Origin of the sequence: Olivibacter sp. LS-1, assembly GCF_008245145.1 — a bacterium.
GTDB lineage: Bacteria > Bacteroidota > Bacteroidia > Sphingobacteriales > Sphingobacteriaceae > Olivibacter > Olivibacter oleidegradans.
Genome location: NZ_CP041643.1, coordinates 1,174,142 through 1,198,969 on the forward strand (window position 1 = coordinate 1,174,142; position 24,828 = coordinate 1,198,969).

The window sequence follows — 24,828 nt, forward strand, 5'->3', positions numbered from 1 at the left end:
ATAGCGGGATAGTTGAGTGGTTGAATGGTCGAGTGCTATTTAACAACTTAACCACTCAACTATTCAACTACGAACTAAAAAGGATTATTGATATCGGCAAGCAACGGTAATTGAAGATCCTTGTCTGATAAAATCAGCTCCTCTTGTGGTAAAGGCCATTGGATGTTAAAGGTAGGATCATTGTAACGAACGCCGATTTCATTTGCCTTATCATATTTACCGGTTACTTTGTAACAGAAAATAGTGTTCTCTTCCAGAGCAACAAAACCATGTAAAAAGCCTACAGGTATCCATAGCATTTTGGCATTTGCCTCACTAAGTTCAATGTGGAAGGTTTGGCCAAAGGTAGGTGAGTTTTTTCTAATATCCACAGCGACATCGATCACACTTCCCTTAATTACTCGGACAAGTTTTCCCTGGGCATGAGGACCTGCTTGTGCATGTAAACCACGAAGCGCGCCTTTACAGGAAACCGACTGATTATCTTGGACGAATTTTTCGTCAATGCCATTTTCCCTAAATAATGCTTCGTTATAAGTTTCAAAAAATTGTCCTCGGTTATCTTCCCATATTTTTGGTTCAATAATAACGACTCCTTCGATAGGTGTTTTTACAAAATTCATATTTTATTAGTGTGTAGCTTATATCGTTTTTGTTATGTTCTTAATCGATGTACTCCATAAGGGTATCGAATAAGAAGAGATGTCCATAAAAATCTCCCTGCATCTTCTGTTGTAAAATAGTAAACAGTGATTCTTTGAACTTTAGTATGTCCTCTCTATTATTTGCTAGCAATTGAAGGCTGAACGAGTGCCCCTCATTGGGAGAGTCTAATATTTTTAAAAGTCTTATTTCCTCAAATAAAGAATGAGCTTTCACCAAGGGGATATATTCTGTTTTAAGCCATTCGGTGTACGCTAAAACTTTTTGATCAGAAATAATATGTGTAATATTAAATAAAATCATTCGGCTAAGATAGCAATCCTCTGGCATTAATAGTACTTGCCACGCTAAATCAGCGCAATCGCATGTCTTCTTAATCGATTCTGTATCGGTTTGAATTAAGCAAAAGAGCAATATTAATAGAAGATGACCGAGAAAAAGGTGTTTTATTATAAATGCTTATTGAATATTAAAGGCAGGTATACCGGAGCCAAAAGAAGTGTACTTTAAATGTTACGAGTGAGGTTTGAAAAAAAAAGCTTCTTTTGCTAACTTAACCATAAATATAAGGGCATACAAATCTGGCTGTATGTCTGAAAGAAATCAACAAATTGGGTACAAAAAAGAGGTGGGTATACATGCGGATTTTTACTCCTATCATCGTCGTATTTTTTCTTTTATGCCTTTCCGCTTGCTCGAATTTCGCAAAAAGGGAAGAAATACCGGTGGAAAGTTTTTTTATGAAATCGCCGAAAGGAAACTTTCAGATTTCTCCCAGCGGAAAGTATATTGCCTTTTTGCAGTCATACAAGGGGATTCAAAATATCTATCTAACGACTTGGAATAACACAGAAACCAAAAGGATCACAACAGAAACGGATAAGAATATAGCAAACTATTTTTGGGCAGATGACGACGAACTGGTGTTTTGGAAAGAACGGTCGAAGGATGATAATCTGAATATATATGCTGTCAATAGAACCTCGTTGTCCGTCCGTAACCTCATTACCCCGGAGCCAATGCGATTTCGGTGGGTAAGCCAGCAGGTGAATAATGATGAGTTGTTGATTTCGCTAAATAAACGTGATTCTTCTGCTTTTGACGTATATCGGTTAAATCTTCATAATTGTCATTTAAAGATGGTGGCAAAGAATCCGGGTAATATCAGTAATTGGTTTGCAGATCTGGATGGAAAAGTGCGTTTGGCGGTAGCGAGCGACGGCGTAAATGAGACATTACTTTATCGGGATAATGAGACGAGCGAATTTAAGCATGTTTTCGAGAATAATTTCAAAACAACGGTGAAGCCTCTGCGATTTATTGAGGGGAAAGCAAATCACATATATGCCTTGTCGAATATCAACAGAGATAAGCAAGCCTTGGTCATCATCGACTTGGAGAAAGGAGAAGAAATTAAGACCATTTACGTACATCCGGAAGTCGACATCGACAATATCCGTTTTTCGACCGTTGCGAAAGGGCTTGCTTATGCGGAATACGATACTTGGAAACCCGAAAGACATTATTTTAATAAGAAGATTAAAGAGGTTCATGAAGATCTAACGCGAAGACTAAACGGATACTGGATGCGGGTGATCGATAAGAACGACGCTGAAACGAGGTTCATCATTCGTACTTACGCTGATGACGATCCGGGGGCAATTTACCTATATAGCATCCAAGACGATCATTTAACGAAATTAGCCGATGTTAACCCCGCTTTGAACAGAACAGCATTATGTAAGATGGACTCTATTCGTTACGACGCGCGAGATGGTATGACGATTAGTGGATATTTAACATTGCCCAATCAGCTAAAAAAGCAAAATTTACCGCTTATTGTTATACCTCATAATGGTCCTTCTGCAAGAAATGTATGGGAATATAATAGCGAAGTTCAGTTTCTTGCTAATCGTGGATATGCTGTTTTTCAACCAAACTATAGGGGCTCAACGGGCTACGGAAAAGAGTTTTGGTCAGCCGGTTTCGGTGAGTGGGGCGGAAAGATACAGGAAGATATTGCTGATGGCGTAAGATATCTGATCGATAAGAAGGTCGCGGATCCTAAACGAATTGGCATTTTTGGATATAGTTTCGGCGGATTTTGCGCGCTATACGGTGCCTGTTTTCATAACGATTTGTATAAATGTGCCGCATCCTATTCGGGAATAACCAATTTGTTTACTTATTTAAAAGAAATTCCTCCTTATTATAAACCTTATTTGCAGATGTATTATGAAATCATTGGTAATCCCGAAAAACAGGCAGACTATTTTCGCGCAGTATCACCTGTCTTTCATACGGATAAGATAAAGGGGCCTATTTTTATTGCACAAGGCGGTAAGGACGAACGTGGCAATGTAAACGAGACCAATCAAATGGTACGAGACCTGAAGGGCAAAAACATTAATATAACTTATTTTTTGAAAGAGAAAGAGGGACATTACTTTAAAGATGAACAGGCTCGCTTGGCGTTTTATCAGCAACTTGAAGTGTTTTTTGCCAACAATTTGGGCGCTAATTAATCGGTTTATCGGTATCATATATGCCAAATCATAACCATTATCGAAAAAATTACTGGCTTATTATCACATTTGCTGTCCTGGCATCACTATTATTTATTATAGCCTTGGGCTTTGCAAAGAAATATGCGCGGAAGCTTGTTGAAAATGAATTTGTCGGAAAAAAAATCGATGTTTTAGATAAGAATATAGAGTCTTATAACGACCTTTTTTTTAATAAAATACCGGAAGTATCCTTTTATCAGGGATATCTCGATTCCAATTCTGCCTTCATTTATGCAGACTCCGTGTTAAAAAAGTATGCTTTTGTAAAGCGCATTTTATTCTTTGATGCTTATGTAAGCCACACACCTACAGGATTAGGGATAACGCCCCGTGCCGTGTATCAATTTAGAAGAGATTGTCCGAAGAGCCAGGTAATTTATCGAGCTAACTCCGGTGAAAAATTCGATATTCGTATTGCCGATGATTTTAATAGTATGGCCGCAAGGCTTGCCAGCTTCATTGATATCGCTGATACTTCACGGAGTGTTAATAACGATGAGATAAATAAGTTCTTTTATGCTGTTATTCCTGAGAAAATAACGTACATGAATATTCCTCGGAAAGAGGATATCAAAGCATACAAGCAATTCGTAGAAAGCGAGATTGATAATAACTCGATTTATGAACAGGATATCTTGAGCTATTATATAGATCCGCAGGACCTAAAATTAGTGAATAATCATCCGGAACTTTATGAAAAGATCGAAATAAAACCACTGTTCTATGCAACGCTTGATACCGATCCCGACTTGCTGACTACGGAGAGTCCCTTACCCGGTGCGCTTGCTTCGTATAAAATATACTTTAGCGCTAATAGAAATTTCTTGATAAAGGAGGTTAATAGACGGTTTATGCCACTAGCGCTAATGATTTCCTTAGGCTACTTGGTATTGTTTGTAATTGGGTACCTGATCTATCGAAATATTAGTTTTAATAATAAGATGTTTAAGCTGCAATATGATTTTGTCAATAACCTTACCCATGAATTTAAAACGCCTGTAAGTGTTATTAAAATTGCGGGCAATAATATTCAAAGTGCCAAAGAGTTAAAAGAGGACGCCAGAAAGCTATACGGTAAGATACTGGATGAGGAGGCAGATAAGCTTAATAAACTATTGAATACCTTATTATCTTTTACACAAATTGAGAATAAGTCCATTAAATTGAAATATGAAAAGGTTAATTTAAAAGACTTTTGCGAAAAAATTGTAAATCGGTATCAACTAAAATACCCCGGTTTTGATTTACAATATGAGCTTAAAGATGTGTCAACCTTGCATACAGACCAGGTCTTACTCGGTAGTGTGTTTCAAAATTTAATAGATAACGCTTATAAGTATTCCGAGGAAGGCAGTAAATCGTTAAAAATCACTATTTTTAAGCAAAAAAAGCAAATAATGTTTAAGTTTGTCGATAAGGGAATAGGAATTCCAAGGAGCGAACTTATAAATATATTTAAAAAATTTTATAGAGTAAAAAGTCAGTATAACCAACAAGGCAGTGTAGGTTTAGGTTTGGCATTTTGTAAAGAATTGTTGAATTTTATGGACGGCGATATCCAAGTAAAGAGCACCTTGGGAAAAGGGTCAACTTTTCTAGTAACACTGCCATATGTACATTAATTAGACGAACAGCACAGAAGTAAAACTATGCAAAAAAACACTAAAATTGCTGTAATAGAAGATGATGAAAACCTTCGATTTTTGGTTGTTCATCGATTAGAATCGGAACATTACCAAGTGATACAGGCCTCGAATGGGAAGGATGCGGAGACGTTAATATTAACTGAAAAGCCGGATATTGTATTGTTAGACTGGATGTTACCCGGAAAGCAAGGGTCAGAGGTCTGTGCAAATTTGCGCAAAGCAGGTTTTAATAATCTGGTTATTATGATGACCGCCAAGTCGCAGGACGTGGATAAGATAGACGCATATAGCTTCGGTGTTTCGGATTATATAACTAAACCCTTCAATATGGATGTTTTAGTAGCAATGATCGAAAATAAAGTGAAGTTTTTTGTTAACAACGCAAATGACACTTTATACTTTGGTAACACGGAACACCATCCAAACACGCATTCGTTAATCAGAGATGGGAAAAAAATAGAGCTGACTATTCTTGAAAATCGGATTCTACTTTATTTCTTGCAGAATGTGAATAGGGTTATCAGTAGAGACGAACTTATGCAAGTGGTTTGGGGATACAGTTCCAATGTGAATACCCGCACCCTCGATATGCATATCGTGCGCTTGCGGAAGAAGATTGAAATTAATCCCGATAAGCCGTATCATTTACAAACAGTACGGGGAATGGGGTATAAATTTGTTGCAGATAGAACCTAGTTGTTAATATCTGTTAAACACATTAGTGGATTTGTTTTTTTAAGAAAAAGGAGTTAACTTCGTTGTTAACTCAGCAAGACCACGCTTGGTAATAAGGCGTGGTCTTGCTTGTTTTTTATAATGGAACCTTAAAGTATTATTTTTATGGCAGACGTAACATATTATAGCAAAGAAGGATTGGAAAAGTTGAAGGAGGAACTTCAGTATCTGAAGACGGAAGGAAGGGCCGCCATAGCAAGAGCTATTGCTGAAGCAAGGGACAAGGGTGACTTGTCCGAGAATGCGGAATACGACGCAGCCAAAGAGGCGCAAGGCCTTCACGAAGCAAAGATCGCAAAGTTGGAGGAGGTTTTAGCAAATGCTAGATTGATCGATGAATCTAAATTGGACGTTACCAAAGTGTTGGCTCTATCCATTGTAAAATTAAAAAACACAAAGAATGGAGCGATCATGACCTATCAATTGGTTTCCGAAACAGAGGCAGATCTTAAATCCGGTAAAATATCGGTAAAATCACCGATAGCGCAAGGCCTGTTAGGTAAATCCGTAGGTGATAAAGCTGAAATAGAGGTACCTGCAGGGAAAATCGAACTGGAAATATTGGAGATCTCACGATAGCTTGTATAGCGGTTATGTGCGGTTGCTGCCATAACCGCTTACATGACGCTAACGGTGGGTTAAGTTGTTAGATTTATGCTTTTTTAATTTTTTAATTTTTACTTCCTTGTATTATGTCTTCTCTATTTTCAAAAATTGTATCAGGTGAAATTCCAGCGCATAAAGTGGCTGAGTCAAATGATTTCTTGGCTTTCTTAGACATCAATCCCTTAGCGGAAGGACATGTACTCGTGATTCCCAAAAAAGAAACGGATTATATCTTTGATATGGAAGATGATGAGTACATTGGAATCTGGATGTTTGCCAAAATTGTTGCATCAGCGATCAAAATAGCTTTTCCATGCGAAAAGGTGGGCGTTGCTGTGATTGGACTGGAAGTGCCGCATGCGCATATCCATTTAGTACCTATCAACCATGTAGGTGATATCAACTTCTCGAAAGAAAAACTGAAGCTTAGCAGTGAGCAACTTAGCGAACATGCTGAACGTATCAGACAAGAGCTGGCGAGATTAACGAGTAATTCGTAGTGTTTTCGTACCGCAATGAGGTATAGATCGGTCCTTCTTATTTTAATCGATGGGAATTTTCTTTTATAAAAGATTCCCAGCCAGTATAGCTCTTCTTACCACCGCTTGTGCCGCGTCCTTGAAATGCATGGCAAACCGCCACTGCGAGGCCGTCTGTTGCATCAAGAAATTGTGGGCTCTCCTTGAAGTTTAATAAATTCTTTAACATGGAGGCAACTTGTTCTTTCGATGCACTGCCGTTACCTGTTACGGATTGCTTTATTTTCCTGGGCGCGTATTCCGCTATTTCAATTTTTTTGGCTAAAGCGGCTGCCATGGCTACTCCCTGAGCTCGTCCTAACTTCAGAATGACCTGGATGTTTTTGCCATAAAATGGATCTTCTAAAGCCATGCAATCAGGGTGGTACTGATCGATTAGTGAGGTGGTCTTCTCAAATATACGTTGCAACTTAAGCGCCTGATTTTCCAAATGATCCAGTTTAATGATTCCTAAGCTTATTAAGCTCAGTTGTTTCCCCTTTTCCTGAATTAAACCGTAGCCCATCACTTTGGTTCCGGGATCGATCCCCAAGATAACCCGCTCTTTTAAATCGCTTTGCAACATGTCACAATATTACGATTTTATTAGCATAAACAGGGTTAAGAATGTTCTTTCGGCCTTGCTATGTTATAATTTATTTAAGTTTTCTTAACATTGCAAAAAAAACACCATTGAGCACGAGGGGAAAAAAAATAATAAGTGTAAGTATTAAAATTACCGTACTCTTACTGACGATATGGTTCATACATAGGAAATTAAGTGACAATAAAAACCTATATGAGTTTAAACGCTTAATCGGACGGTTGGATACAGAGTTACTAAGCTTAACCATTTTTTCGCTTTTCACTTTAATGCTTATAAACTGGTGTTTAGAATGCATTAAATGGCAATACCTTTGTCGTCCCATTCAAAAAATTTCCTTCGTAAAAGCGTTTGAATCGGTTTTTTGCGGGTTAAGCTGGGCTATTTTTACGCCTAATAGGATAGGCGAATATGGTGGACGGGTATTGTTTTTAAACCCTCGTAAACGCATGTTCGGTGTACTGGCTATGGCCGTCGGAGCTTTCGCTCAGTTAGTCATTACCAACATGATGGGAGCCATTGCGTTGGTATGGTTTATTGGCAACTACAAGTACCCTTCGTTTTGGTTATATCTCGCACTCTGCTTGTTGGCCCTAGGCTTTATTCTCCTCATGTTGCTTTTATACTTTAGAATCAAATGGCTTAATCGTTTCATCCGGAGGATCAAATGGCTCACTAAAGTGCAACGCTTCTTTTTCCTATTAGAACGATATGATACAAAACAGTTATGGTATGTTTTTTCCATGTCGTTATTCCGATATGCCGTGTTTACGTCTCAATATATGTTGGTAATGCACATACTTATCCCTTCGATACCCACAGGGCCAATGGTTTTGATGGTTTTTTTATTGTTTTTTATTCAATCTGCAATGCCTTCATTAGATTTGTTGGATGTGGGTGTAAGAAGCTTAACGGCGGGATATCTTTTTGCTTTTATAACAACGCAAGAGTTGGCGGTTATGGCCTCTGCGGCATCCATTTGGTTTATTAATCTGATTATTCCGGCCATCATAGGTTCGGTATTTGTTTTTAAAATTAATTTCTTTGGCAATTCAAATCATTAGTGGGATCACTACGATACTGTGTTTATATTACGGATATATGGTGTTTACGCTCCGAAGAGGGTGGAAGCAGCTGCCGGATCATGTAGCTAAGAACACGCACACTTTTAAAACATCGGTCAGCGTGCTCATCGCAGCTCGCAATGAAGAAGGTAATATTGCAAAAACAATAGAGTGCATCTTGAAGCAACATTATCCGAGTGAGTTAATGGAATTGATTATTATAAATGATCATTCGACGGATAGAACAGCTGAAATTATTGCATCGTACAGTGATCGGGGGGTTAAATTGATTGAGTTGAATGAGCATGAAAAACTAAATTCGTATAAAAAGAAAGCCATCAGTGAGGGAATTGCTAGTGCAAAGGGTGAGTTAATGGTCGCAACGGATGCCGATTGTGTTATGGGCCCAAATTGGTTACGCACCATTGTGAGCCTGTATGAAGAGAAGAACTATAAGTTAATTTCTTCTCCCGTTGTTTATCACCAAGAGAAGAGTTACTTCGAGAAATTACAGACCTTAGAATTTTTATACCTTATAGGTTTGGGTGCTGCTTCTATTGGCCTGCGTAGGCCATCAACATGCAATGGTGCCAATCTCGCCTATCGGCGAGACGTATTTTATGAATTAGGTGGATTTAACGGAATTGACGATTTAGCAAGTGGAGATGATGAGCTTTTTCTGCATAAAGTGGCGCAGAAGTATCCCCTCGGTATCGGGTTTTGTAAGTCGGAGGAGGCTATTGTCTATACAGAAGCTAAAGAAAACCTGAAAGAATTTATCCGGCAACGGAAGCGCTGGGCCTCTAAAAGCACTAAATACAAGAATAAAAACATCGTGCTATTAGGAATAGCAATTTGGATATTCAATCTGGCGGTTTTACTGAATGCCTTACTGGGCGTTTTTTTTCCTCCCATGCTTTTAGGGTTCGGCATCATTCTGTTGGCTAAAATTGGGATAGAGCTTTTATTTTTAATGCCGATTACAAAATTTGCTTCCCGAAGTGCCCTGCTGATCAATTTGCCTTTACTCAGCGTTATGCATCTTTTTTACATCGTTTACATTGGGATCGCCGGTAATACCGGTAAGTATTATTGGAAGGGAAGAAAGGTGAGATAATGGTGATGAGTATTTTATACTAGGGAACCACTTTCTCCCGAATCGCTTCTTCTGCCGCTTTTACTACGTCTTCTGCTGTGCGTCCTTCCGAAGAGATAGGAGCAAGCACTTCCCAGCTCATCGCTGTGAAAGCACGAAGCGGAAAAGAACCATATTGAACCATTTTCCAAGAGTTGTTAATGACTACGGGTACAATGATTGCATGAGGTACTTTTTTTAGAATGGTGGCGATGCCGCCAACCGCAAAGGGTTTCATAACGCCTGTTTTGGATCGTGTCCCTTCCGGAAAAATAACCGTTGACCAGTTTTTATCTTTCATGTTCTTCGCCAACTTCAATATTTCCGCGATCGACTGCTTTGGGTCACTTCGATCAATATTGGCTGCACCACCATATTTAAGATTGAACGATATACTTGGAATACCGCTTGCCAGCTCAATTTTAGACACGAATTTGGCATGATGCTTTCTTAGGAAGTAAATCAACGGCGGGATATCATACATGCTTTGATGATTTGCAATGAAAATGATGGGTTGAGCAACAGGTAGTTGTTGATTATTGATAAAATGTACGCTATTTCCTAAAAGATAATAGCTGCTTGTAAGAAACCAATTAAGGATATCGACAGACCTTTTGTGCGCTTCATACCCGCCTAGTTTGAGACAGATCCACTGAATAGGGTGGAAGATCACAAGAATAAGGCCGAAGTAAAGGTAATGGAATGGTGTCAGGATATATCCAAAAAATTTGTTCATATGTAAATAATCTGTTTTTGTGTAACCTATAAGACATGATATTTCATGTATTAAAGGTTCTACCATTGCATTTTCAACCAGGTCTTTTGCAATGCCAGCAAAAATAAATATTTTTATAAAGCTATTGAATAAAAAAAGCCCGGCGTATGCCGGGCTCAAACAACATTTCAAATCCTTTAGAAGCCAAAAGCCTTCCTTACCGGTTCAATATAGTCCAGTTTTTCCCAAGTAAAAAGTTCTACCTCCACGGTCTTTACTTCACCCATCGAGTTTTCGAAGGTTTTATTAACAATAACGGATTCGCGTCCCATATGGCCGTAAGCAGCGGTCTCAGAATAAATAGGATTTCGCAATTTTAGTCTGGTTTCAATTCCATAAGGCGTTAAATCAAAAAGCTCAGCTATTTTTTCTGCAATCTGTCCATCGGTTAAAGCCACATTGCTTTTGCCATAGGTATTTACATAAATACCCATTGGGTGCTTTACGCCGATAGCATATGAAAGCTGAACGAGTATCTCGTCTGCAATGCCCGCAGCTACCAGATTCTTCGCAATATGTCGGGCAGCATAAGCTGCTGAACGATCCACTTTTGAGGGGTCTTTACCTGAAAATGCGCCACCACCGTGTCCACCTTTACCCCCATAAGTGTCTACGATAATTTTCCTGCCGGTTAATCCTGTGTCTCCATGCGGGCCGCCGATTACAAATTTACCCGTGGGATTAATGTGGTACGTAATGTGTTCATCAAATAATTGCTGAAGCTCAGGTTTGAGCTGCGCTTTCACTCTAGGAATTAAAATATGGATGATATCATGTTTAATCTTGTCGAGCATGGCGCCCTCTTCATCAAAATCGTCATGTTGGGTAGAGATGACAATGGTATCAATACGCAATGGGGTATGGTCATCGTTATAAGCAATGGTCACTTGTGCTTTCGCGTCCGGACGTAAATAGGTGATGTCTTTATTTTCCCTTCGAAGGGCGGCTAACGCCAGAAGAAGTTTGTGCGAAAGATCCAAGGCCAATGGCATCAGGTTCTCCGTTTCTTTGTTGGCGTAGCCGAACATAATGCCTTGATCGCCTGCTCCCTGATCTTGCCTTTCTTTACGGTCGACTCCCTGGTTGATATCAGCCGATTGCTCGTGGATGGCAGACAAAATTCCGCATGAATTGGCCTCGAACATATAGGCTGATTTGGTATAACCAATTTTTTCAATAACCGATCGGGTGATCTTTTGAACATCTAAATAGGTGTTCGATTTAACTTCTCCCGCTAGGACGACTTGTCCGGTAGTTACTAATGTTTCAATAGCTACGCGCGCATCGGGATCCCAGGCAAGGAAATTATCAATAAGTGCATCTGAAATTTGATCAGCTATTTTATCAGGATGTCCTTCGGAAACGGATTCTGAAGTGAATAAGTATGGCATAAATTATTGTTTCAAAGATTTTTACCTAATATTATCTATTTTGTAAAATGCTTGATAAGTATGAAGTGTCAATTTGAAAGGCAATCATTAGCACTTTTTTACTGTGGTTGCAATCCCGCCATTTGATTGGCACGCAAATCATTCCACATTTTACCGTGCAAAAGTACAATTCATTTTGCTAATATAAAAGGAACGAGCAGAGAAGTATTTTTCGGGGTAATAATTGATGAGTATTTACACCTCAATTATACGTACAGGTGTGATGCATTCGTAACCCTGGCTTAAAAAAGGAGTGCCATAATACTTTCGTTGCTGTAGGTATTAAATTCAAGTGGGTTTAGTACATTTGTAAATGAATAGGCGCGACTGTTAAATGACAAAAAAACGAATCCAATTTCTAATCAATCCAATATCCGGAGGGAAGAGCAAGAAGGGCTTTGAAAGGCTAGCGAGAAAATACCTCAACGACGATCTGTTCGAAGCGAGTTTTAAGATTACGGAAAGGGCTCAACATGCGTCAGAGTTAACGAAAATAGCGATACAGGAGCAAGTAGATTTAGTGGTAGCAGTGGGAGGAGATGGTACGATCAACGAGATCGCGAAGGAACTATTGAATACCCCTACGCCTTTAGCAATTGTGCCCGAAGGCTCCGGAAATGGTCTAGCGCGTTATTTGGGAATTTCTTCTGATGTATCGCAAGCCATCGCAAAAATCAATAAAGGCCATATCATTACGATCGATAGCGGTCTGGTTAACGGAAAAGCTTTTTTTAATGTTGCAGGGATGGGTTTTGATGCCCTTATCAGCGATCGCTTTGCGGAAAATATGACCCGTGGCCCCGTAGGCTATTTAAAAATCGTGCTTAAGGAAATCAGTCGATATAAGCCCCAGGAATATACGATTTGTATAGATGGCAATGAAATACAACGGGAAGCATTTATGATCAGTATAGCTAATTCCCCGCAATATGGAAATAATGCTTACATTGCTCCCGGTGCGTCTGTTGACGACGGCCTACTTGACGTTTGTATCATTAAGCAGTTTCCATTAATTCAGTTTCCCGTAATGATCTACCATTTGTTTAGCCGAACTGCCCATCAATCGGATTACGTGGAAATTATTAAAGGAAAACAGATCACCATTGAACGCCCACAAAGGGGGCCGGTGCATTTAGATGGGGAACCGTTTACGCTCGACAAAAAATTGTCAATAGAAGTTTTGCCCTCTTCATTAAATGTTGTATGTTAGTAAAAGGCTTTAAATACCTTTATAATGGCTAAGCAGAAAAAACAACAGTTTGACGGTATTGTCTATTCCACTGATCAGAATTATAGCTATCGGGAAGAGGAATCTTTTGAAACAGACACCTTGCCTGCGGCGAAGCAACAATTGCGTGTTCAACTGGATAAAAAACAACGGGCGGGAAAAGCGGTAACGCTTATTACGGGTTTTGTGGGAAAGGAAGAAGATTTATCCGCTTTAGGGAAACAATTAAAACAGCGATGTGGAGTTGGGGGCGCCACCAAAGAAGGACAAATTATGATTCAAGGCGATTTTAGGAAAAAGATCGTCGAGATCCTAACCACCGAAGGGTATAAAATTAAATTGATAGGAGGCTAGACCAAATAAGCTTTTGGAAATAAATTTGCCTAAAAGCACAATATTACCTTACTGCCAACGTTTACAATTGCATCTGAAAACACTTAAACGCTATTTAAATTTTACATTTGAGTTAAGGCGAGAAAAAAGAGGGGGCATAGTGTTCTTTTTACACTTAGTTTAGGCAGTTGGAAGAGAATAAATTAACAGGATTTGGGATGGTGTGATAATGACACATTCAAATGCACAATATTAACGAATAGATGCCGGAATCGACGTTTTTTTTATGTCATTTATTTGCAATTACAAAAAAAAATAGTTTTTATTGTAAAATATTGTCTTCGAAAATGAGGGCAGTGACACAATAGAGCTCTTTTTTGGCGTTGATGCCGCTGTTGCACGTTAGAAGGAGAGATATTTAAAAGTTAATATTGCATAAATTTGTTTTTAAATCTAAAATTATAAATTTGCTTTTGCCTTTTTGACGACTGGAAAAAACGGCAAAATGTTTTGTACAATTAAAAATTAATCCATAAAAACTAAAAACTAAAAAATCAAGAAAATGGCAAACGCACCAAAACCAACCCCGGCTAAAAAAGAGAGCAGCTCAAAAGGTTCTAACGTATTTGCAAGTCTGGCAATTATTATCTGCCTTGTCATAGGCGCATTGGTATGGAAATTCGTGATGGGGGATCCTTCACACTTCCAAGGAGGAGATCCGGAGAATGGCGAACCGATGCCAGGAGACTATTTTGCAATGGTTTACAAAGCGGGTTACATCGTACCGGTACTATTAGGTTTATTATTAATGGTAATTGTTTTCTCGTTTGAGCGTTTCTTCGTAATCAGCAGAGCTGCTGGAAAAGGAAATGTAGACACTTTTGTTTCTAAAGTGCAAGGATTCCTTTCTGCAGGAAACATTGATGCAGCCATCGCCGAATGTGATAAACAACAAGGATCTGTAGCTAATGTAATCAAATCCGGTCTTTACAAATACAAAGAAGCTTCTGTAGATACAACTTTGGATACTGAACATTCTGTATTGGCAATTCAAAAAGAGATTGAAGAAGCGACTGCATTGGAAATGCCAATGTTAGAGAAAAACCTAACCGTTATCGCCACCTTAGTATCTATCGGTACATTAACCGGTCTATTAGGAACAGTAACGGGTATGATCAAGGCGTTTGCGGCTTTGGCTACCGGTGGTGCTCCTGACCAAGCGCAGTTGGCAAACGGTATCTCTGAGGCGCTTATCAATACAGCAACCGGTATCTTTACTTCTACCATCGCTGTAATCATGTACAATGTATTTACTTCTAAAATAGATAAATTGACCTATTCTATTGACGAGGCTGGCTTCTCGATCGTTCAAACTTACGCGTCTAAGCATAAATAAAAAAAGGTGAAAAAATTCCATGGTTTTTATGGAAAGGCTGTGGAATTTGCATCACTATATTAGAAACTAGTTTTTATTTACTTATAAACGTAAAGAGATGCCAAAGATTAAAGTAAAAAGAGCGAGCACAACCATTGATATGACGGCGATGTGTGACGTGTCATTCCTGCTGCTTACGTTCTTTATTCTTACCGCAACTGCTCGCCAGCCAGAGCCTTTGCCGGTAGATACCCCTGCATCCACGGTACAGATCAAGGTTCCGGATGCGAATTTGGGTACAATTACCGTAGGAGGAGATGGTAAGGTGTTTTTCGGTGTTGCCGGTCCGAACATAAGAATGCGTATGCTGGAAAGAATGTCGGAAAAATATAGCGTCGGTTTCTCGCAAAAGGAAAAAGAAAGATTTTCTTTGATGGAAGGTTTCGGTGTTCCTTTCAAAAATCTAAAGCAGATTATTGCAATGGATAACGCAGAGCGAAACAGAGCTGGCCTTCAGCCAGGTATCCCCACGGATTCTGTAGGGAATAGCCCTTCTGAGTTACATGAATGGATTATAGCTGCCCGTTACGCTACAAAAGAAACTAATAATGCGGAAATGCGCGTGGCTATCAAAGGAGACGCTAAAGAACAATACCCTGCTATTAAGAAGGTGATAGATATTCTCCAGGGACAGAAGATCAATAAGTTTAGTTTAGTTACTAACCTTAGAACGGAGGATTACGGTAAATAATCATTAAAAATATTAAGAAATGGCAGAATTAAATACCGGTGGTAAACAGACCCCCCGGGTGGATTTAACACCCATGGTTGACTTGGCGTTCCTTCTGATTACCTTCTTCATGTTAACGACCAGTTTGGCTAAACCGCACGCAATGGACGTGGCTATGCCGGATAAGGATAAGGAAAACAAAGATGATAATCTGGAAGTGGCTGATAATAGATCAATGACCATCTTATTGGGTGCAAAGGACAAAATCGAATACTATATGGGACAATTGGAAAAACCACTGGATGGCCCGACAGTAGTAGATTATGGTAAGAACGGAATTAGACCCGTCCTGCTCAAGAAGATGAAAGATGTGCAAGCCGCAACGGGTAAACCACTCATTGTTATTATCAGACCAAGCGACAATTCGAACTACCGTAACTTAGTAGATATACTGGATGAAATGAAAATCGTTAATGCACAACAATACATGATTGGCGATATTAGTACTCCGGAGGTTGAATTGCTTAAACGTGAGGGAATTTATTAACAAAGGGTTATCCTAAAAAATGAAATAAGAATGTCTAAATTAGATATATTTAAACCGCAATGGCTTGATGTAGTCTTCGCAGGACGCAATAAAGCGTATGGCGCTTATGACTTGCGCACCATTTCGCCTAAATATACTTCACGAGCATTACTCATAGGTATAATATTGTTCGTAGGCTTGGTAACATCGCCTATGATCATCAAGGCGATTCGGGGTGAACAGGATGAAGCACCAGAAGAAGTAATTGAAACAGAAGTGGTTCTATCAGAACCACCTCCGGTGAACGAGGAAGCACCGCCTCCACCGCCACCGGTTGAACCTCCGCCTCCACGTGTGGATCAAGTACGGATGCCTCCTCCTAAGGTGGTACCGGCAGAGCAGGTGCGTGACGAGGAACCGCCAACCGTTGAACAGCTGAAAAAGGCTGATCCGGGACCTAAAACAATCGCTGGGGACCCTACGGCTGATATACGTATCGATATGCCGGTAGGTGAAGGACCAAAAGATGCTCAGGTAACGGAAGAAGGTTCCGGTATTATGGACTTCAATGCGGTGGAAGTACAGCCATCATTTCCAGGAGGTTTACCTGCTTTCTATAAATGGGTTGGTGCAAACTATAGATACCCACAGATGGCAAAGGAACAAGGCGTAAGTGGTTCTATCCATGTGTCTTTCGTGGTTGAACGAGATGGATCTTTGACCGATATCAAAGTATTGCGTGACTTGAAATATGGTACTGGCGAAGAAGCGGTGAGATTGTTGAAATCTTCACCTAAATGGAAACCTGGTATTCAGAACGGACGCCCGGTACGGGTATCCTACTCCTTACCTATTAAATTGAACCTTCAAGGAATGTAATTCATGCTTGAACGTACCAATAAAAGTAGTGATAGACAGAAATCGCCCGCAAAGCGATTTCTGTCCATTTTAGGACTTTGCATGTTCGGATTCTATTTCGTGCTTGGTTTGGTTATCATTTTCTGGAAGGATTTCCCACTGAGCTTGGATAGAACCTACCGTGTTTTGTTCGGTTTATTGCTTATCGTTTACTCTTTTTTAAGATTTGCAAGATTATGGCAAAGTCAACGAATTGGGAGGGGTAGCTAACGTAAAGTCGTATTGGAACAGGTCTTCTAGCATTTACCTAATCAATGCCTAACCATGAAAAATATCCGCTTTAATCTGTGTGTTGTATCAATGTCCATTGCAGCACTTTTCTTTGTTGCCTGTAGCAATGCGCCGACAAAGGACACGCAGGGAATTCTTACAGGAAGAGCGAATGTATTGGTTGACGAAACCGTAGCGCCTATTATCGAAGATCAGATCGCCATTTTTGAGAGTAGCTACACCAATGCAGAGCTTACCATGATTGCTAAATCTGAAAATGAGCTGATACGTGCATTGTTGCGAGATTCGGCTCAACTAGCTATTACTACACGCGAATTGACAGAAAAAGAATCGGAATTTTTTAAATCGAAGACAATATATCCCCGAACTGTACGTTTTGCTACGGATGCCATTGCTATTATAACGAATAAACGCAACCCGGACTCGACCATCTTGGCGGATGACATTATCCGGATCATGAAGGGGCAGGAGGTAACAAAGATAAAGGCGTTGGTATTCGATAATGCCAATTCGAGTACGGTTGCTTATTTCAGGAAATTGGCGGGCGTCGATAAATTACCTGATCAGGGCGTTTATGCACTGAAAGGTAGCCGTGAAATACTGAAGTATGTGAAGGAAAATCCACAAAGCGTAGGTGTTTTGGGGATTAATTGGATTATGCAACCAGAGAGGGAGCTGGTCCCTTATATGGAGCATATAAAAGTGCTCGGTGTTAAGAATCAGCAAGGAAAACCCGGTGATGACGGATATTATAAACCAACCCAATCAAATTTGGCTTTAAATTTGTATCCTTTCACCAGGCCTTTGTACTGTATCAATGTGCAAGGAAAAGAATCGATCGGCCTCGGCTTTTCATCTTTCCTGCATGGCGAGCGAGGTCAAAGACTTATTTTGAAATCCGGCCTATTGCCTGATAGTATCCCTCCACGGGAAATAATAATAAGAAATTAGTATATTAGACTTTAAATAAATTAAAAGAACAATGAAAATGATAAGAAGAGCAGCAAGTGTAGGTCTTGCGATTGCTTTCATAGCTTCGGGGGCTTCTTATGCACAAAGTCTGAAAGATGCACAAGTAGCAATCGACGCGGAGCAATACGCAAAGGCTAAATCGATTCTAAAGAATTTAGTGCAGAACAAGCCGAAAGATGCCGAAAACTATTTTTATTTGGGCGACGTCTATTTGGTAACCGATTATCCGGATTCGGCAAAAACTTTTTTCCAACAAGGACTTGAAGCTGATCCAAAAGATAACCTGAATAAAGTAGGCTTAGGAGCGGTAGCGCTTGTACAAGGTAATACAGCGGAAGCTGAAAAGCTATTTACCGAAGCTACGGAGAAAGCAAAAAAGAAGGACTACCTAGAGAATCTGTATGTAGGTCGTGCCTATATGAATCCTAACTTAGAAAAACCGGATTATAAAAAGGCCTTGCCTTACTTGGAAAAAGCAAAAGAAGCGAATCAGAAGGATGCCTTAATCCCATCTTCTTTGGGAGATGCTTACTTCGGCATGGGCGATGCAAGTAATGCGTATACCAACTACCGTGATGCATACGATTTGGATAATACCTTTACACGTGCCCGTGTACAAATGACCGTTATCTCTAAACAAGCACGTGCGTTTCCTGAAGCTGTTCAGGATTTAAATACCATTATTCAAGAACATCCGGATTATGCGCCTGCTTACAGAGAATTGGCAGAGACCTATAATGCTTACGCACAATTTGCGACAAAATCAGAAGACTATAACAGTCGTATCCAAGAGGCGTTGAAGGCTTATAAGCAATATATGGATTTAACGGATTACTCCTTGGATTCACGTATGCGCTATGCCGACTTCATGATCAAGGCAAGGGATTACAAGAACTTAGAAGAACAAGCTAATGAAATGGCTAAGTTGGATAAAGTAAACCCGCGTATCTTACGTTACTTAGGTTACGCTTCTTACGAAAATGGTAATTATCCTTCCAGCCAAAAAGCATTGACTGATTTCCTTTCCAAAGTAGAGCAAAACCGTATCATTCCTCAGGATTACTATTTCTTAGGCTTATCTGAAATTAGAATTGCAAGCGATACAACCAAAGCGACCGATACTACACTATTGGCCCAAGGTATCGCTAATTTAACCAAGGGCGTTCAAATGGACACCACTTGGAAATTGGCAGAGGATGTGAGTGCAGAAGCGAAAAAGACTTTTGATGCAAAACGTTTTGATTTAGCCGGTGCTTTGTTTAAAGCAGCAGCACAAGCACCAAAGTCAAAAACATACAATTACGATTTGTTTTACTGGGGATTTTCGCAGTATTTCAACTATGCTATGCATATGAATGACGATCCGAAGCCAAGTATGGGCATTTTAGATGATGCGGTAAACGCCTTTACGAAAGTAAATGAAGTAGCTAAAGATATGCCTGAAGCATACTTATATAAGGCAAAAGCCCTATCTCTAAAAGAAGACCCACAAAATCCTCAAGGGCTTGCTGTACCTGCTTATAAAGAGTATCTAGGCGTGATTCAAGCAAAGGATGCCGAAACACAGAAGAAGTCGGGACGGTATATTGCTGAAGCTTATAATGTAATTGCTGCAGATTTAGTAAACAAAGAGCAATACCAAGAGGCTCGTGAGAATTTGGAAAAAGCTTTAGAAGCTGAACCTGGAAATGCTTACGCTACGCAAACATTAGAGCAATTAAAGCCTGCTGCTAATAACGGTACATCAGCTCAACAAAAATAATCTTATTAAATTATTGTTTAAAAGCGCCCACTCATCCGAGCGGGCGCTTTTTTTATGGCAAAATCTTGGGTGATAAGTTGATAATGTAAGAAGTAAAATTTATGTTTGCATTATTAACAGACACTAACTAAACATAAACTATGGAAGCCGCTACAAACAGTACTCCCATTGATTACTTGCCGATTTTGCTTCAAATGTTTGTTGCCGTAGGCTTTGGCGTTACTACCATTATTGGTACGCATCTCATCGGACCAAAACTTCGCACCGAAAACAAACTAAGTTCCTTTGAATCGGGCATAAAAGTAATCGGAAATGCCCGTCAACCCGTTTCGATTAAATACTTCATGGTGGCTATACTCTTCGTAATTTTTGATGTCGAAGTTATTTTCATGTACCCCTGGGCCGTCAATTTTAGATCGCTGGGGATGGAAGGACTCATCGAGATGTTTATATTTATGGGGCTCCTATTGCTGGGTTTCATCTATGTGATAAAGAAGAGAGCCTTGGAATGGGACTAAAAGTTGCGCATATATTAGAACGATTCTAAATACCTGCAATTTTCACCCTTAACCTATTAAATTATTAAATTTGAGCATACCTGCTTTTAAAAGCAGTGGCATTTTGTGATGGATAATGCCATGACCAGTTGGCATTTTAATACCTAGGAATTATGAGTGATATAAAATTAGCCCCCCCTCCTCCGGGAGTCACCGGGTCAGGTTTTTTCGCCACTACGCTCGATAAAGCTGTTGGGCTTGCCCGCGCAAACTCTTTATGGCCTTTACCGTTTGCCACCTCTTGCTGTGGAATAGAATTTATGGCTACCATGGGTGCTACCTATGACCTTGCCCGTTTTGGTGCAGAACGGCCGAGCTTTTCTCCGCGCCAATCCGATATGTTGTTAGTAATGGGAACCATAGCAAAGAAAATGGGGCCGGTACTGAAACAGGTCTATATTCAAATGGCTGAACCTCGCTGGGTAATTGCCGTTGGCGCCTGCGCTTCCAGTGGTGGAATATTTGATACCTATTCCGTTTTACAAGGTATTGATGAAGTGATTCCTGTGGATGTGTATGTCCCTGGATGCCCGCCAAGGCCGGAAGCCATTTTGGACGGCGTTATGCGCCTACAGGATATTGTCAGGAACGAATCGGTTCGCCGAAGAGAGACGGAAGAATATAAAGCGCTTTTGGAAAGTTACGGAATACATAAAAATGACTAAACTAAATAACGAAACGCTTATAGGATACTTAAAGCAGGCATTTGAAAGTGACGTGAACGGGGTGGAAGAACCTTTCGGTTTACTAAGCATAACAACCTCAAAAGAGAAAATTTTAGAGGTACTTGCCTTCTTGAAAACCAATAAAGATTTACAGTTTATTTACCTGACAGATATTACCGCGGTTCACTACCCGGAGCAAGCGCTTAGTATCGCTGTTGTATATCATGTACATAGCTTAGTGCACAATGTCAGGATTCGAATTAAGGTATTTTTGGATGGTACTAAGCCGGAAATACCCTCTGCTACATCTTTATGGAACGGCGCGAACTGGATGGAGCGTGAAACATACGATTTCTTCGGCGTGATATTTCAAGGACATCCCGATTTACGGAGAATCTTGAATGTAGATGAAATGGAGGTCTTTCCCATGCGGAAGGAATATCCGTTGGAAGACCCAAATAGAGTAGATAAAAAAGACTTTTTCTTTGGTAGATAATTCATTATGAGCGAGCTGCGACCGAAAATAACCACTAACCACCTCGTGTTTGAGGATAATGATCCACAGGACGACTTGGTTACCTTGAACCTTGGACCTACACACCCGGCAACACACGGCGTCTTTCAAAACGTGTTGCAAGTGGATGGAGAGCGTATTGTAAGTGGTGTCTCTACCATCGGTTATATTCATCGGGCTTTCGAAAAAATAGCCGAACATCGACCCTACTATCAAATTACTCCGCTTACCGATCGTCTTAATTATTGCTCTTCTCCCATTAACAATATGGGATGGCATATGACGGTAGAGAAGTTGTTGGGCATAGAGATTCCAAAGCGCGTACAGTATATGCGGGTTATCATCATGGAACTTGCCCGTATAGCCGACCACATTATTTGCAATGGGATATTAGGAGTGGATACCGGCGCGTTCTCCGGCTTTCTGTATGTGATGCAGGAGCGCGAATTTATCTACGAAATATTTGAGGAGATTTGTGGTGCCCGATTGACAACTAATATTGGACGAATTGGAGGTTTCGAGCGCGATTTTAATGAAATAGCCTTTTCCAAAATCAGGCAATTTGTAAAAAGATATCCACCGGTTTTAACGGAATTCGAGGAACTGTTTAACCGAAATAGAATATTTATTGACCGTACGTCAGGTGTAGCGGCTGTGGATCCTGAAACAGCCTTAAGTTATAGCTGGAGTGGCCCCCTCTTGAGGGCAACAGGCATTGATTATGACGTGCGTGCCAACGAGCCATACTCATCCTACGACGAGTTCGATTTTGACATCCCCGTAGGTGAAAATGGGGATGTATACGACCGCTATATGGTACGGAATGAGGAAATGCGACAAAGTATACGGATCATTGAACAGGCATTGGATAAGATTGAAAAGGAACCCAAAGGTATCTTTCATGCCGATGTACCTGAATTCTATCTACCTCCGAAAGAGCAGGTCTATAATAATATGGAAGCGCTCATCTATCACTTCAAAATTGTGATGGGAGAAATTGATACACCAAAAACTGAGGTATATCATGCGGTTGAAGGAGCAAATGGCGAACTGGGTTTTTACCTGATTAGCGATGGAGGGCGATCCCCTTACCGACTGCACTTTAGGCGGCCGTCTTTCATTAATTATCAGATGTACGCGCCTATGAGCAGTGGTATGTTGCTTTCGGACGCTATTATTAATATGAGTAGTTTAAACGTTATAGCAGGAGAATTAGATGCTTAGTGTAAAAAACAACAGCCCTGTGGAAATAAAGGACGACCTCCTTGCAAAGTTTGACGAGATCGTAAAAAGATACCCGGAAGGTAGGCAAAAGTCGGCTTTGCTACCTATACTACATTTAGTGCAAGCCGAGTTCGGGTGGTTAAGTGTAGACGCAATGGATAAAGTTGCAGCCTATTTGCGGATAGAACCTATAGAGGTATACGAAGTGGCAACTTTTTATACTATGTTTTTCTTACAACCTCAAGGTAAATATGTGTTGGAGGTTTGTCGTACAGGACCTTGCTGTTTGGTGGGTGCCGAACGGATTATGAAACATATCGAAAACCGATTAGGAGTAAAGGAAAATGAAGTAACACCTGACGGCTTATTTAGTTGGAGAGGTATCGAGTGTGTTGCAGCATGCGGTATGGGACCTGTTCTACAAATTGGACCAACTTATACTTATTACGAAAACCTAACGGAAGAAAGTGTTGATCAGTTAATTGAAGAATTAAAGCACAAGTAAGTAAAATGAGGTAAAGGTGTTTGAGGATAGAACAAAAGCGTTGAATGACTGAGCTGTTTTGTATGAAACTAAGCGCTAATCACCGATTATACCAACAACGAATAACTAACAACGAATGACCATACGAATAGCTAAAGACTAAATGCAATGGCGCGGAAATTACTATTAGAGCATATTCAGGTACCTGGAATAAATACATTTGAGGTTTATCGCCAAAAGGGTGGGTATCGGGCGGTTGAAAAGGCTTTGAAAACCCTCAGTCCGGAAGAAGTGGTGGAAGAAGTGAAAAAGTCGGGACTGAGAGGGCGCGGTGGAGCGGGCTTTCCCACAGGAATGAAATGGAGTTTCTTGGCCAAACCGGAAGGAGTGCCCCGTTATTTGGTATGCAATGCCGACGAATCCGAGCCCGGCACGTTTAAAGATAGGTACTTAATGACTCATATTCCCCATGCGCTAATTGAAGGAATGATCGTTGCTAGCTATGCATTGGGAGCAAACACTTCTTACATCTATGTGAGAGGGGAGATGATGCCCCAAATCCGTATTCTCGAAAGAGCTATTGAAGAGGCTAAAGCCGCAGGATTCTTAGGTAGCAACATTTTAGGTACCGGATATAATTTAGAACTGTATGTGCAACCGGGTGGCGGAGCTTATATATGTGGTGAGGAAACAGCGCTCTTGGAATCACTTGAGGGAAAACGAGGAAACCCTCGTATAAAACCTCCATTCCCTGCAGTGGCTGGTTTGTATAACTGTCCTACGGTTGTCAATAATGTCGAGTCAATCGCCGCCACAGTCCCGATATTAAATATGGGTGGAGAGGAATACGCCAAAATAGGTATCGAGCGAAGCACCGGAACTAAATTGATATCAGCCTCCGGCAATATTAATAAACCGGGGGTGTATGAAATCGAACTCGGTCTACCGGTAGAAGAATTTATCTATTCTGATGAATACTGTGGAGGCATCACCAACGGAAAGCGTTTAAAAGCAGTTGTAGCAGGCGGTTCTTCTGTCCCGATTCTTCCCGCTAATTTAATATTAAAAACAGCAAAGGGAGAGAATCGGCTCATGACTTACGAATCGTTGGCTGATGGTGGTTTCGCAACCGGAACAATGCTCGGATCGGGAGGTTTTATCGTCTTCGATGAAGATCAATGCATTGTGCGTAATACCTGGAATTTTGCCCGCTTTTATCATCACGAGAGCTGCGGTCAGTGCTCACCTTGTAGAGAGGGAACAGGTTGGATGGAGAAAGTATTGCACCGGCTCGAATATGGCCATGGCAAAATGAGTGATATTGACCTATTGGTAGATGTCTCGAAAAAAATAGAAGGGAATACAATTTGCCCGCTTGGTGATGCAGCTGCTTGGCCCGTTGCAAGTGCTATTCGTCATTTTAGAGACGAATTTGAGTGGCACGTCATTCATGGAGAAGAGGCACAACATAGAAATTTCGGCTTGGCACATTATGCAGATCCCCTGACGGTGGAAGGGTGAAGGTAAAAAGTGAGGGGCTAATGGCTGGTTAACAACTAATAACTA

General features: G+C 40.4%; 26 protein-coding genes. 21 read left to right on the forward strand and 5 right to left on the reverse strand.

Going from position 1 to position 24,828, the window contains the following annotated elements:
• Nucleotides 1-74: 74 nt before the first annotated feature.
• Both rfbC and FKG96_RS27175 read right to left on the reverse strand, forming a co-directional pair.
• Nucleotides 75-623, reverse strand: a complete 549-nt coding sequence (gene rfbC / locus FKG96_RS04775) for a dTDP-4-dehydrorhamnose 3,5-epimerase (protein WP_013664855.1) — start codon at nucleotides 621-623, stop codon at nucleotides 75-77.
• A 40-nt stretch (nucleotides 624-663) separates the two neighbouring features.
• Complete coding sequence (locus FKG96_RS27175) at nucleotides 664-993, reverse strand: DUF4286 family protein (RefSeq protein ID WP_130854487.1); 330 nt, start codon at nucleotides 991-993, stop codon at nucleotides 664-666.
• Between the two features lie 410 nt (nucleotides 994-1,403).
• Between FKG96_RS27175 and FKG96_RS04785 the strand changes: the two genes are divergently transcribed.
• From FKG96_RS04785 to FKG96_RS04805, 5 genes are all read left to right on the forward strand, one after another.
• A complete protein-coding gene (locus FKG96_RS04785) occupies nucleotides 1,404-3,188 on the forward strand; it encodes a S9 family peptidase (RefSeq protein WP_165446896.1) in 1,785 nt (594 codons plus the stop codon).
• A 20-nt stretch (nucleotides 3,189-3,208) separates the two neighbouring features.
• Nucleotides 3,209-4,852: a sensor histidine kinase KdpD gene (locus FKG96_RS04790; RefSeq protein ID WP_149105164.1), complete on the forward strand. Its 1,644-nt coding sequence runs from the start codon at nucleotides 3,209-3,211 to the stop codon at nucleotides 4,850-4,852.
• Nucleotides 4,853-4,879: 27 nt separating this feature from the next.
• Nucleotides 4,880-5,572, forward strand: coding sequence for a response regulator transcription factor (locus tag FKG96_RS04795; RefSeq protein WP_013664859.1), 693 nt, complete (start codon nucleotides 4,880-4,882; stop codon nucleotides 5,570-5,572).
• A 144-nt stretch (nucleotides 5,573-5,716) separates the two neighbouring features.
• A complete protein-coding gene (greA, locus tag FKG96_RS04800; RefSeq protein ID WP_013664860.1) occupies nucleotides 5,717-6,190 on the forward strand; it encodes a transcription elongation factor GreA in 474 nt (157 codons plus the stop codon).
• A 113-nt stretch (nucleotides 6,191-6,303) separates the two neighbouring features.
• On the forward strand, nucleotides 6,304-6,717 hold the full coding sequence (locus FKG96_RS04805; protein WP_013664861.1) for an HIT family protein: 414 nt from the start codon (nucleotides 6,304-6,306) through the stop codon (nucleotides 6,715-6,717).
• Nucleotides 6,718-6,754: 37 nt separating this feature from the next.
• On the opposite strand, the gene ruvC is transcribed toward FKG96_RS04805, so the two are convergent.
• On the reverse strand, nucleotides 6,755-7,321 hold the full coding sequence (gene ruvC, locus FKG96_RS04810) for a crossover junction endodeoxyribonuclease RuvC (RefSeq protein ID WP_130854485.1): 567 nt from the start codon (nucleotides 7,319-7,321) through the stop codon (nucleotides 6,755-6,757).
• Between the two features lie 107 nt (nucleotides 7,322-7,428).
• Here ruvC and FKG96_RS04815 point away from each other — a divergent pair, with 107 nt between their 5' ends.
• Both FKG96_RS04815 and FKG96_RS04820 read left to right on the forward strand, forming a co-directional pair.
• Nucleotides 7,429-8,403 (forward strand): lysylphosphatidylglycerol synthase domain-containing protein, encoded by a 975-nt coding sequence (locus FKG96_RS04815; protein ID WP_242627106.1) that lies wholly within the window; start codon nucleotides 7,429-7,431, stop codon nucleotides 8,401-8,403.
• A gap of 37 nt (nucleotides 8,404-8,440) precedes the next feature.
• The gene (locus FKG96_RS04820; protein ID WP_013664864.1) at nucleotides 8,441-9,520 is read left to right on the forward strand and encodes a glycosyltransferase; all 1,080 of its coding nucleotides are present in this window, start codon (nucleotides 8,441-8,443) and stop codon (nucleotides 9,518-9,520) included.
• 19 nt (nucleotides 9,521-9,539) lie between these two features.
• On the opposite strand, the gene FKG96_RS04825 is transcribed toward FKG96_RS04820, so the two are convergent.
• Nucleotides 9,540-10,274, reverse strand: a complete 735-nt coding sequence (locus FKG96_RS04825) for a 1-acyl-sn-glycerol-3-phosphate acyltransferase (protein WP_041388039.1) — start codon at nucleotides 10,272-10,274, stop codon at nucleotides 9,540-9,542.
• A 176-nt stretch (nucleotides 10,275-10,450) separates the two neighbouring features.
• Nucleotides 10,451-11,704, reverse strand: a complete 1,254-nt coding sequence (gene metK / locus FKG96_RS04830) for a methionine adenosyltransferase (RefSeq protein WP_130854483.1) — start codon at nucleotides 11,702-11,704, stop codon at nucleotides 10,451-10,453.
• Nucleotides 11,705-12,077: 373 nt separating this feature from the next.
• Here metK and FKG96_RS04835 point away from each other — a divergent pair, with 373 nt between their 5' ends.
• From FKG96_RS04835 to nuoF, 14 genes are all read left to right on the forward strand, one after another.
• Nucleotides 12,078-12,953 carry a diacylglycerol kinase family protein gene (locus tag FKG96_RS04835; protein WP_130854482.1) on the forward strand — a complete coding sequence of 292 codons (876 nt, stop codon included), beginning with the start codon at nucleotides 12,078-12,080 and terminating at the stop codon, nucleotides 12,951-12,953.
• A 24-nt stretch (nucleotides 12,954-12,977) separates the two neighbouring features.
• Nucleotides 12,978-13,325: a translation initiation factor gene (locus tag FKG96_RS04840; RefSeq protein ID WP_130854481.1), complete on the forward strand. Its 348-nt coding sequence runs from the start codon at nucleotides 12,978-12,980 to the stop codon at nucleotides 13,323-13,325.
• Between the two features lie 541 nt (nucleotides 13,326-13,866).
• Nucleotides 13,867-14,700: a MotA/TolQ/ExbB proton channel family protein gene (locus FKG96_RS04845; RefSeq protein ID WP_013664869.1), complete on the forward strand. Its 834-nt coding sequence runs from the start codon at nucleotides 13,867-13,869 to the stop codon at nucleotides 14,698-14,700.
• 97 nt (nucleotides 14,701-14,797) lie between these two features.
• Nucleotides 14,798-15,430 carry a biopolymer transporter ExbD gene (locus FKG96_RS04850; protein ID WP_013664870.1) on the forward strand — a complete coding sequence of 211 codons (633 nt, stop codon included), beginning with the start codon at nucleotides 14,798-14,800 and terminating at the stop codon, nucleotides 15,428-15,430.
• A 19-nt stretch (nucleotides 15,431-15,449) separates the two neighbouring features.
• Entirely contained in the window at nucleotides 15,450-15,956 is a 507-nt protein-coding gene (locus FKG96_RS04855) for a biopolymer transporter ExbD (RefSeq protein ID WP_013664871.1), read from the forward strand.
• A gap of 30 nt (nucleotides 15,957-15,986) precedes the next feature.
• Complete coding sequence (locus tag FKG96_RS04860) at nucleotides 15,987-16,814, forward strand: energy transducer TonB (RefSeq protein WP_013664872.1); 828 nt, start codon at nucleotides 15,987-15,989, stop codon at nucleotides 16,812-16,814.
• A 303-nt stretch (nucleotides 16,815-17,117) separates the two neighbouring features.
• Nucleotides 17,118-18,035, forward strand: coding sequence for a PstS family phosphate ABC transporter substrate-binding protein (locus tag FKG96_RS04870; protein ID WP_130854480.1), 918 nt, complete (start codon nucleotides 17,118-17,120; stop codon nucleotides 18,033-18,035).
• Between the two features lie 37 nt (nucleotides 18,036-18,072).
• The gene (locus FKG96_RS04875) at nucleotides 18,073-19,818 is read left to right on the forward strand and encodes a tetratricopeptide repeat protein (RefSeq protein ID WP_165446895.1); all 1,746 of its coding nucleotides are present in this window, start codon (nucleotides 18,073-18,075) and stop codon (nucleotides 19,816-19,818) included.
• Nucleotides 19,819-19,958: 140 nt separating this feature from the next.
• On the forward strand, nucleotides 19,959-20,336 hold the full coding sequence (locus tag FKG96_RS04880) for an NADH-quinone oxidoreductase subunit A (protein ID WP_013664876.1): 378 nt from the start codon (nucleotides 19,959-19,961) through the stop codon (nucleotides 20,334-20,336).
• A 152-nt stretch (nucleotides 20,337-20,488) separates the two neighbouring features.
• Nucleotides 20,489-21,040, forward strand: coding sequence for an NADH-quinone oxidoreductase subunit B (locus FKG96_RS04885; protein WP_013664877.1), 552 nt, complete (start codon nucleotides 20,489-20,491; stop codon nucleotides 21,038-21,040).
• Entirely contained in the window at nucleotides 21,033-21,536 is a 504-nt protein-coding gene (locus FKG96_RS04890; RefSeq protein WP_013664878.1) for an NADH-quinone oxidoreductase subunit C, read from the forward strand. Before FKG96_RS04885 ends, FKG96_RS04890 begins: the two co-directional genes overlap by 8 nt.
• A 6-nt stretch (nucleotides 21,537-21,542) precedes the next feature.
• Nucleotides 21,543-22,778: an NADH-quinone oxidoreductase subunit D gene (locus FKG96_RS04895; RefSeq protein WP_013664879.1), complete on the forward strand. Its 1,236-nt coding sequence runs from the start codon at nucleotides 21,543-21,545 to the stop codon at nucleotides 22,776-22,778.
• Nucleotides 22,771-23,283, forward strand: coding sequence for an NAD(P)H-dependent oxidoreductase subunit E (gene nuoE / locus FKG96_RS04900; protein WP_013664880.1), 513 nt, complete (start codon nucleotides 22,771-22,773; stop codon nucleotides 23,281-23,283). The genes FKG96_RS04895 and nuoE overlap by 8 nt, the downstream gene beginning before the upstream one ends.
• A gap of 147 nt (nucleotides 23,284-23,430) precedes the next feature.
• A complete protein-coding gene (gene nuoF / locus FKG96_RS04905; protein ID WP_130854479.1) occupies nucleotides 23,431-24,783 on the forward strand; it encodes an NADH-quinone oxidoreductase subunit NuoF in 1,353 nt (450 codons plus the stop codon).
• The last annotated feature ends 45 nt before the right edge of the window (nucleotides 24,784-24,828 follow it).

Bases quoted from the DNA above. Each gene is read 5' to 3' on its own strand.
- FKG96_RS04875 (WP_165446895.1), top strand. From the start codon at position 18,073: ATGATAAGAAGAGCAGCAAGTGTAGGTCTTGCGATTGCTTTCATAGCT.
- FKG96_RS04835 (WP_130854482.1), top strand. From the start codon at position 12,078: ATGACAAAAAAACGAATCCAATTTCTAATCAATCCAATATCCGGAGGG.
- FKG96_RS04880 (WP_013664876.1), top strand. From the start codon at position 19,959: ATGGAAGCCGCTACAAACAGTACTCCCATTGATTACTTGCCGATTTTG.
- FKG96_RS04895 (WP_013664879.1), top strand. From the start codon at position 21,543: ATGAGCGAGCTGCGACCGAAAATAACCACTAACCACCTCGTGTTTGAG.
- FKG96_RS04790 (WP_149105164.1), top strand. From the start codon at position 3,209: ATGCCAAATCATAACCATTATCGAAAAAATTACTGGCTTATTATCACA.
- FKG96_RS04785 (WP_165446896.1), top strand. From the start codon at position 1,404: ATGAAATCGCCGAAAGGAAACTTTCAGATTTCTCCCAGCGGAAAGTAT.
- FKG96_RS04855 (WP_013664871.1), top strand. From the start codon at position 15,450: ATGGCAGAATTAAATACCGGTGGTAAACAGACCCCCCGGGTGGATTTA.
- nuoF (WP_130854479.1), top strand. From the start codon at position 23,431: ATGGCGCGGAAATTACTATTAGAGCATATTCAGGTACCTGGAATAAAT.
- FKG96_RS04850 (WP_013664870.1), top strand. From the start codon at position 14,798: ATGCCAAAGATTAAAGTAAAAAGAGCGAGCACAACCATTGATATGACG.
- FKG96_RS04885 (WP_013664877.1), top strand. From the start codon at position 20,489: ATGAGTGATATAAAATTAGCCCCCCCTCCTCCGGGAGTCACCGGGTCA.
- FKG96_RS04825 (WP_041388039.1), bottom strand. From the start codon at position 10,274: ATGAACAAATTTTTTGGATATATCCTGACACCATTCCATTACCTTTAC.
- ruvC (WP_130854485.1), bottom strand. From the start codon at position 7,321: ATGTTGCAAAGCGATTTAAAAGAGCGGGTTATCTTGGGGATCGATCCC.
- metK (WP_130854483.1), bottom strand. From the start codon at position 11,704: ATGCCATACTTATTCACTTCAGAATCCGTTTCCGAAGGACATCCTGAT.
- FKG96_RS27175 (WP_130854487.1), bottom strand. From the start codon at position 993: ATGCCAGAGGATTGCTATCTTAGCCGAATGATTTTATTTAATATTACA.
- FKG96_RS04840 (WP_130854481.1), top strand. From the start codon at position 12,978: ATGGCTAAGCAGAAAAAACAACAGTTTGACGGTATTGTCTATTCCACT.
- rfbC (WP_013664855.1), bottom strand. From the start codon at position 623: ATGAATTTTGTAAAAACACCTATCGAAGGAGTCGTTATTATTGAACCA.
- FKG96_RS04820 (WP_013664864.1), top strand. From the start codon at position 8,441: ATGGTGTTTACGCTCCGAAGAGGGTGGAAGCAGCTGCCGGATCATGTA.
- FKG96_RS04860 (WP_013664872.1), top strand. From the start codon at position 15,987: ATGTCTAAATTAGATATATTTAAACCGCAATGGCTTGATGTAGTCTTC.
- FKG96_RS04890 (WP_013664878.1), top strand. From the start codon at position 21,033: ATGACTAAACTAAATAACGAAACGCTTATAGGATACTTAAAGCAGGCA.
- greA (WP_013664860.1), top strand. From the start codon at position 5,717: ATGGCAGACGTAACATATTATAGCAAAGAAGGATTGGAAAAGTTGAAG.
- FKG96_RS04870 (WP_130854480.1), top strand. From the start codon at position 17,118: ATGAAAAATATCCGCTTTAATCTGTGTGTTGTATCAATGTCCATTGCA.
- FKG96_RS04845 (WP_013664869.1), top strand. From the start codon at position 13,867: ATGGCAAACGCACCAAAACCAACCCCGGCTAAAAAAGAGAGCAGCTCA.
- nuoE (WP_013664880.1), top strand. From the start codon at position 22,771: ATGCTTAGTGTAAAAAACAACAGCCCTGTGGAAATAAAGGACGACCTC.
- FKG96_RS04805 (WP_013664861.1), top strand. From the start codon at position 6,304: ATGTCTTCTCTATTTTCAAAAATTGTATCAGGTGAAATTCCAGCGCAT.
- FKG96_RS04795 (WP_013664859.1), top strand. From the start codon at position 4,880: ATGCAAAAAAACACTAAAATTGCTGTAATAGAAGATGATGAAAACCTT.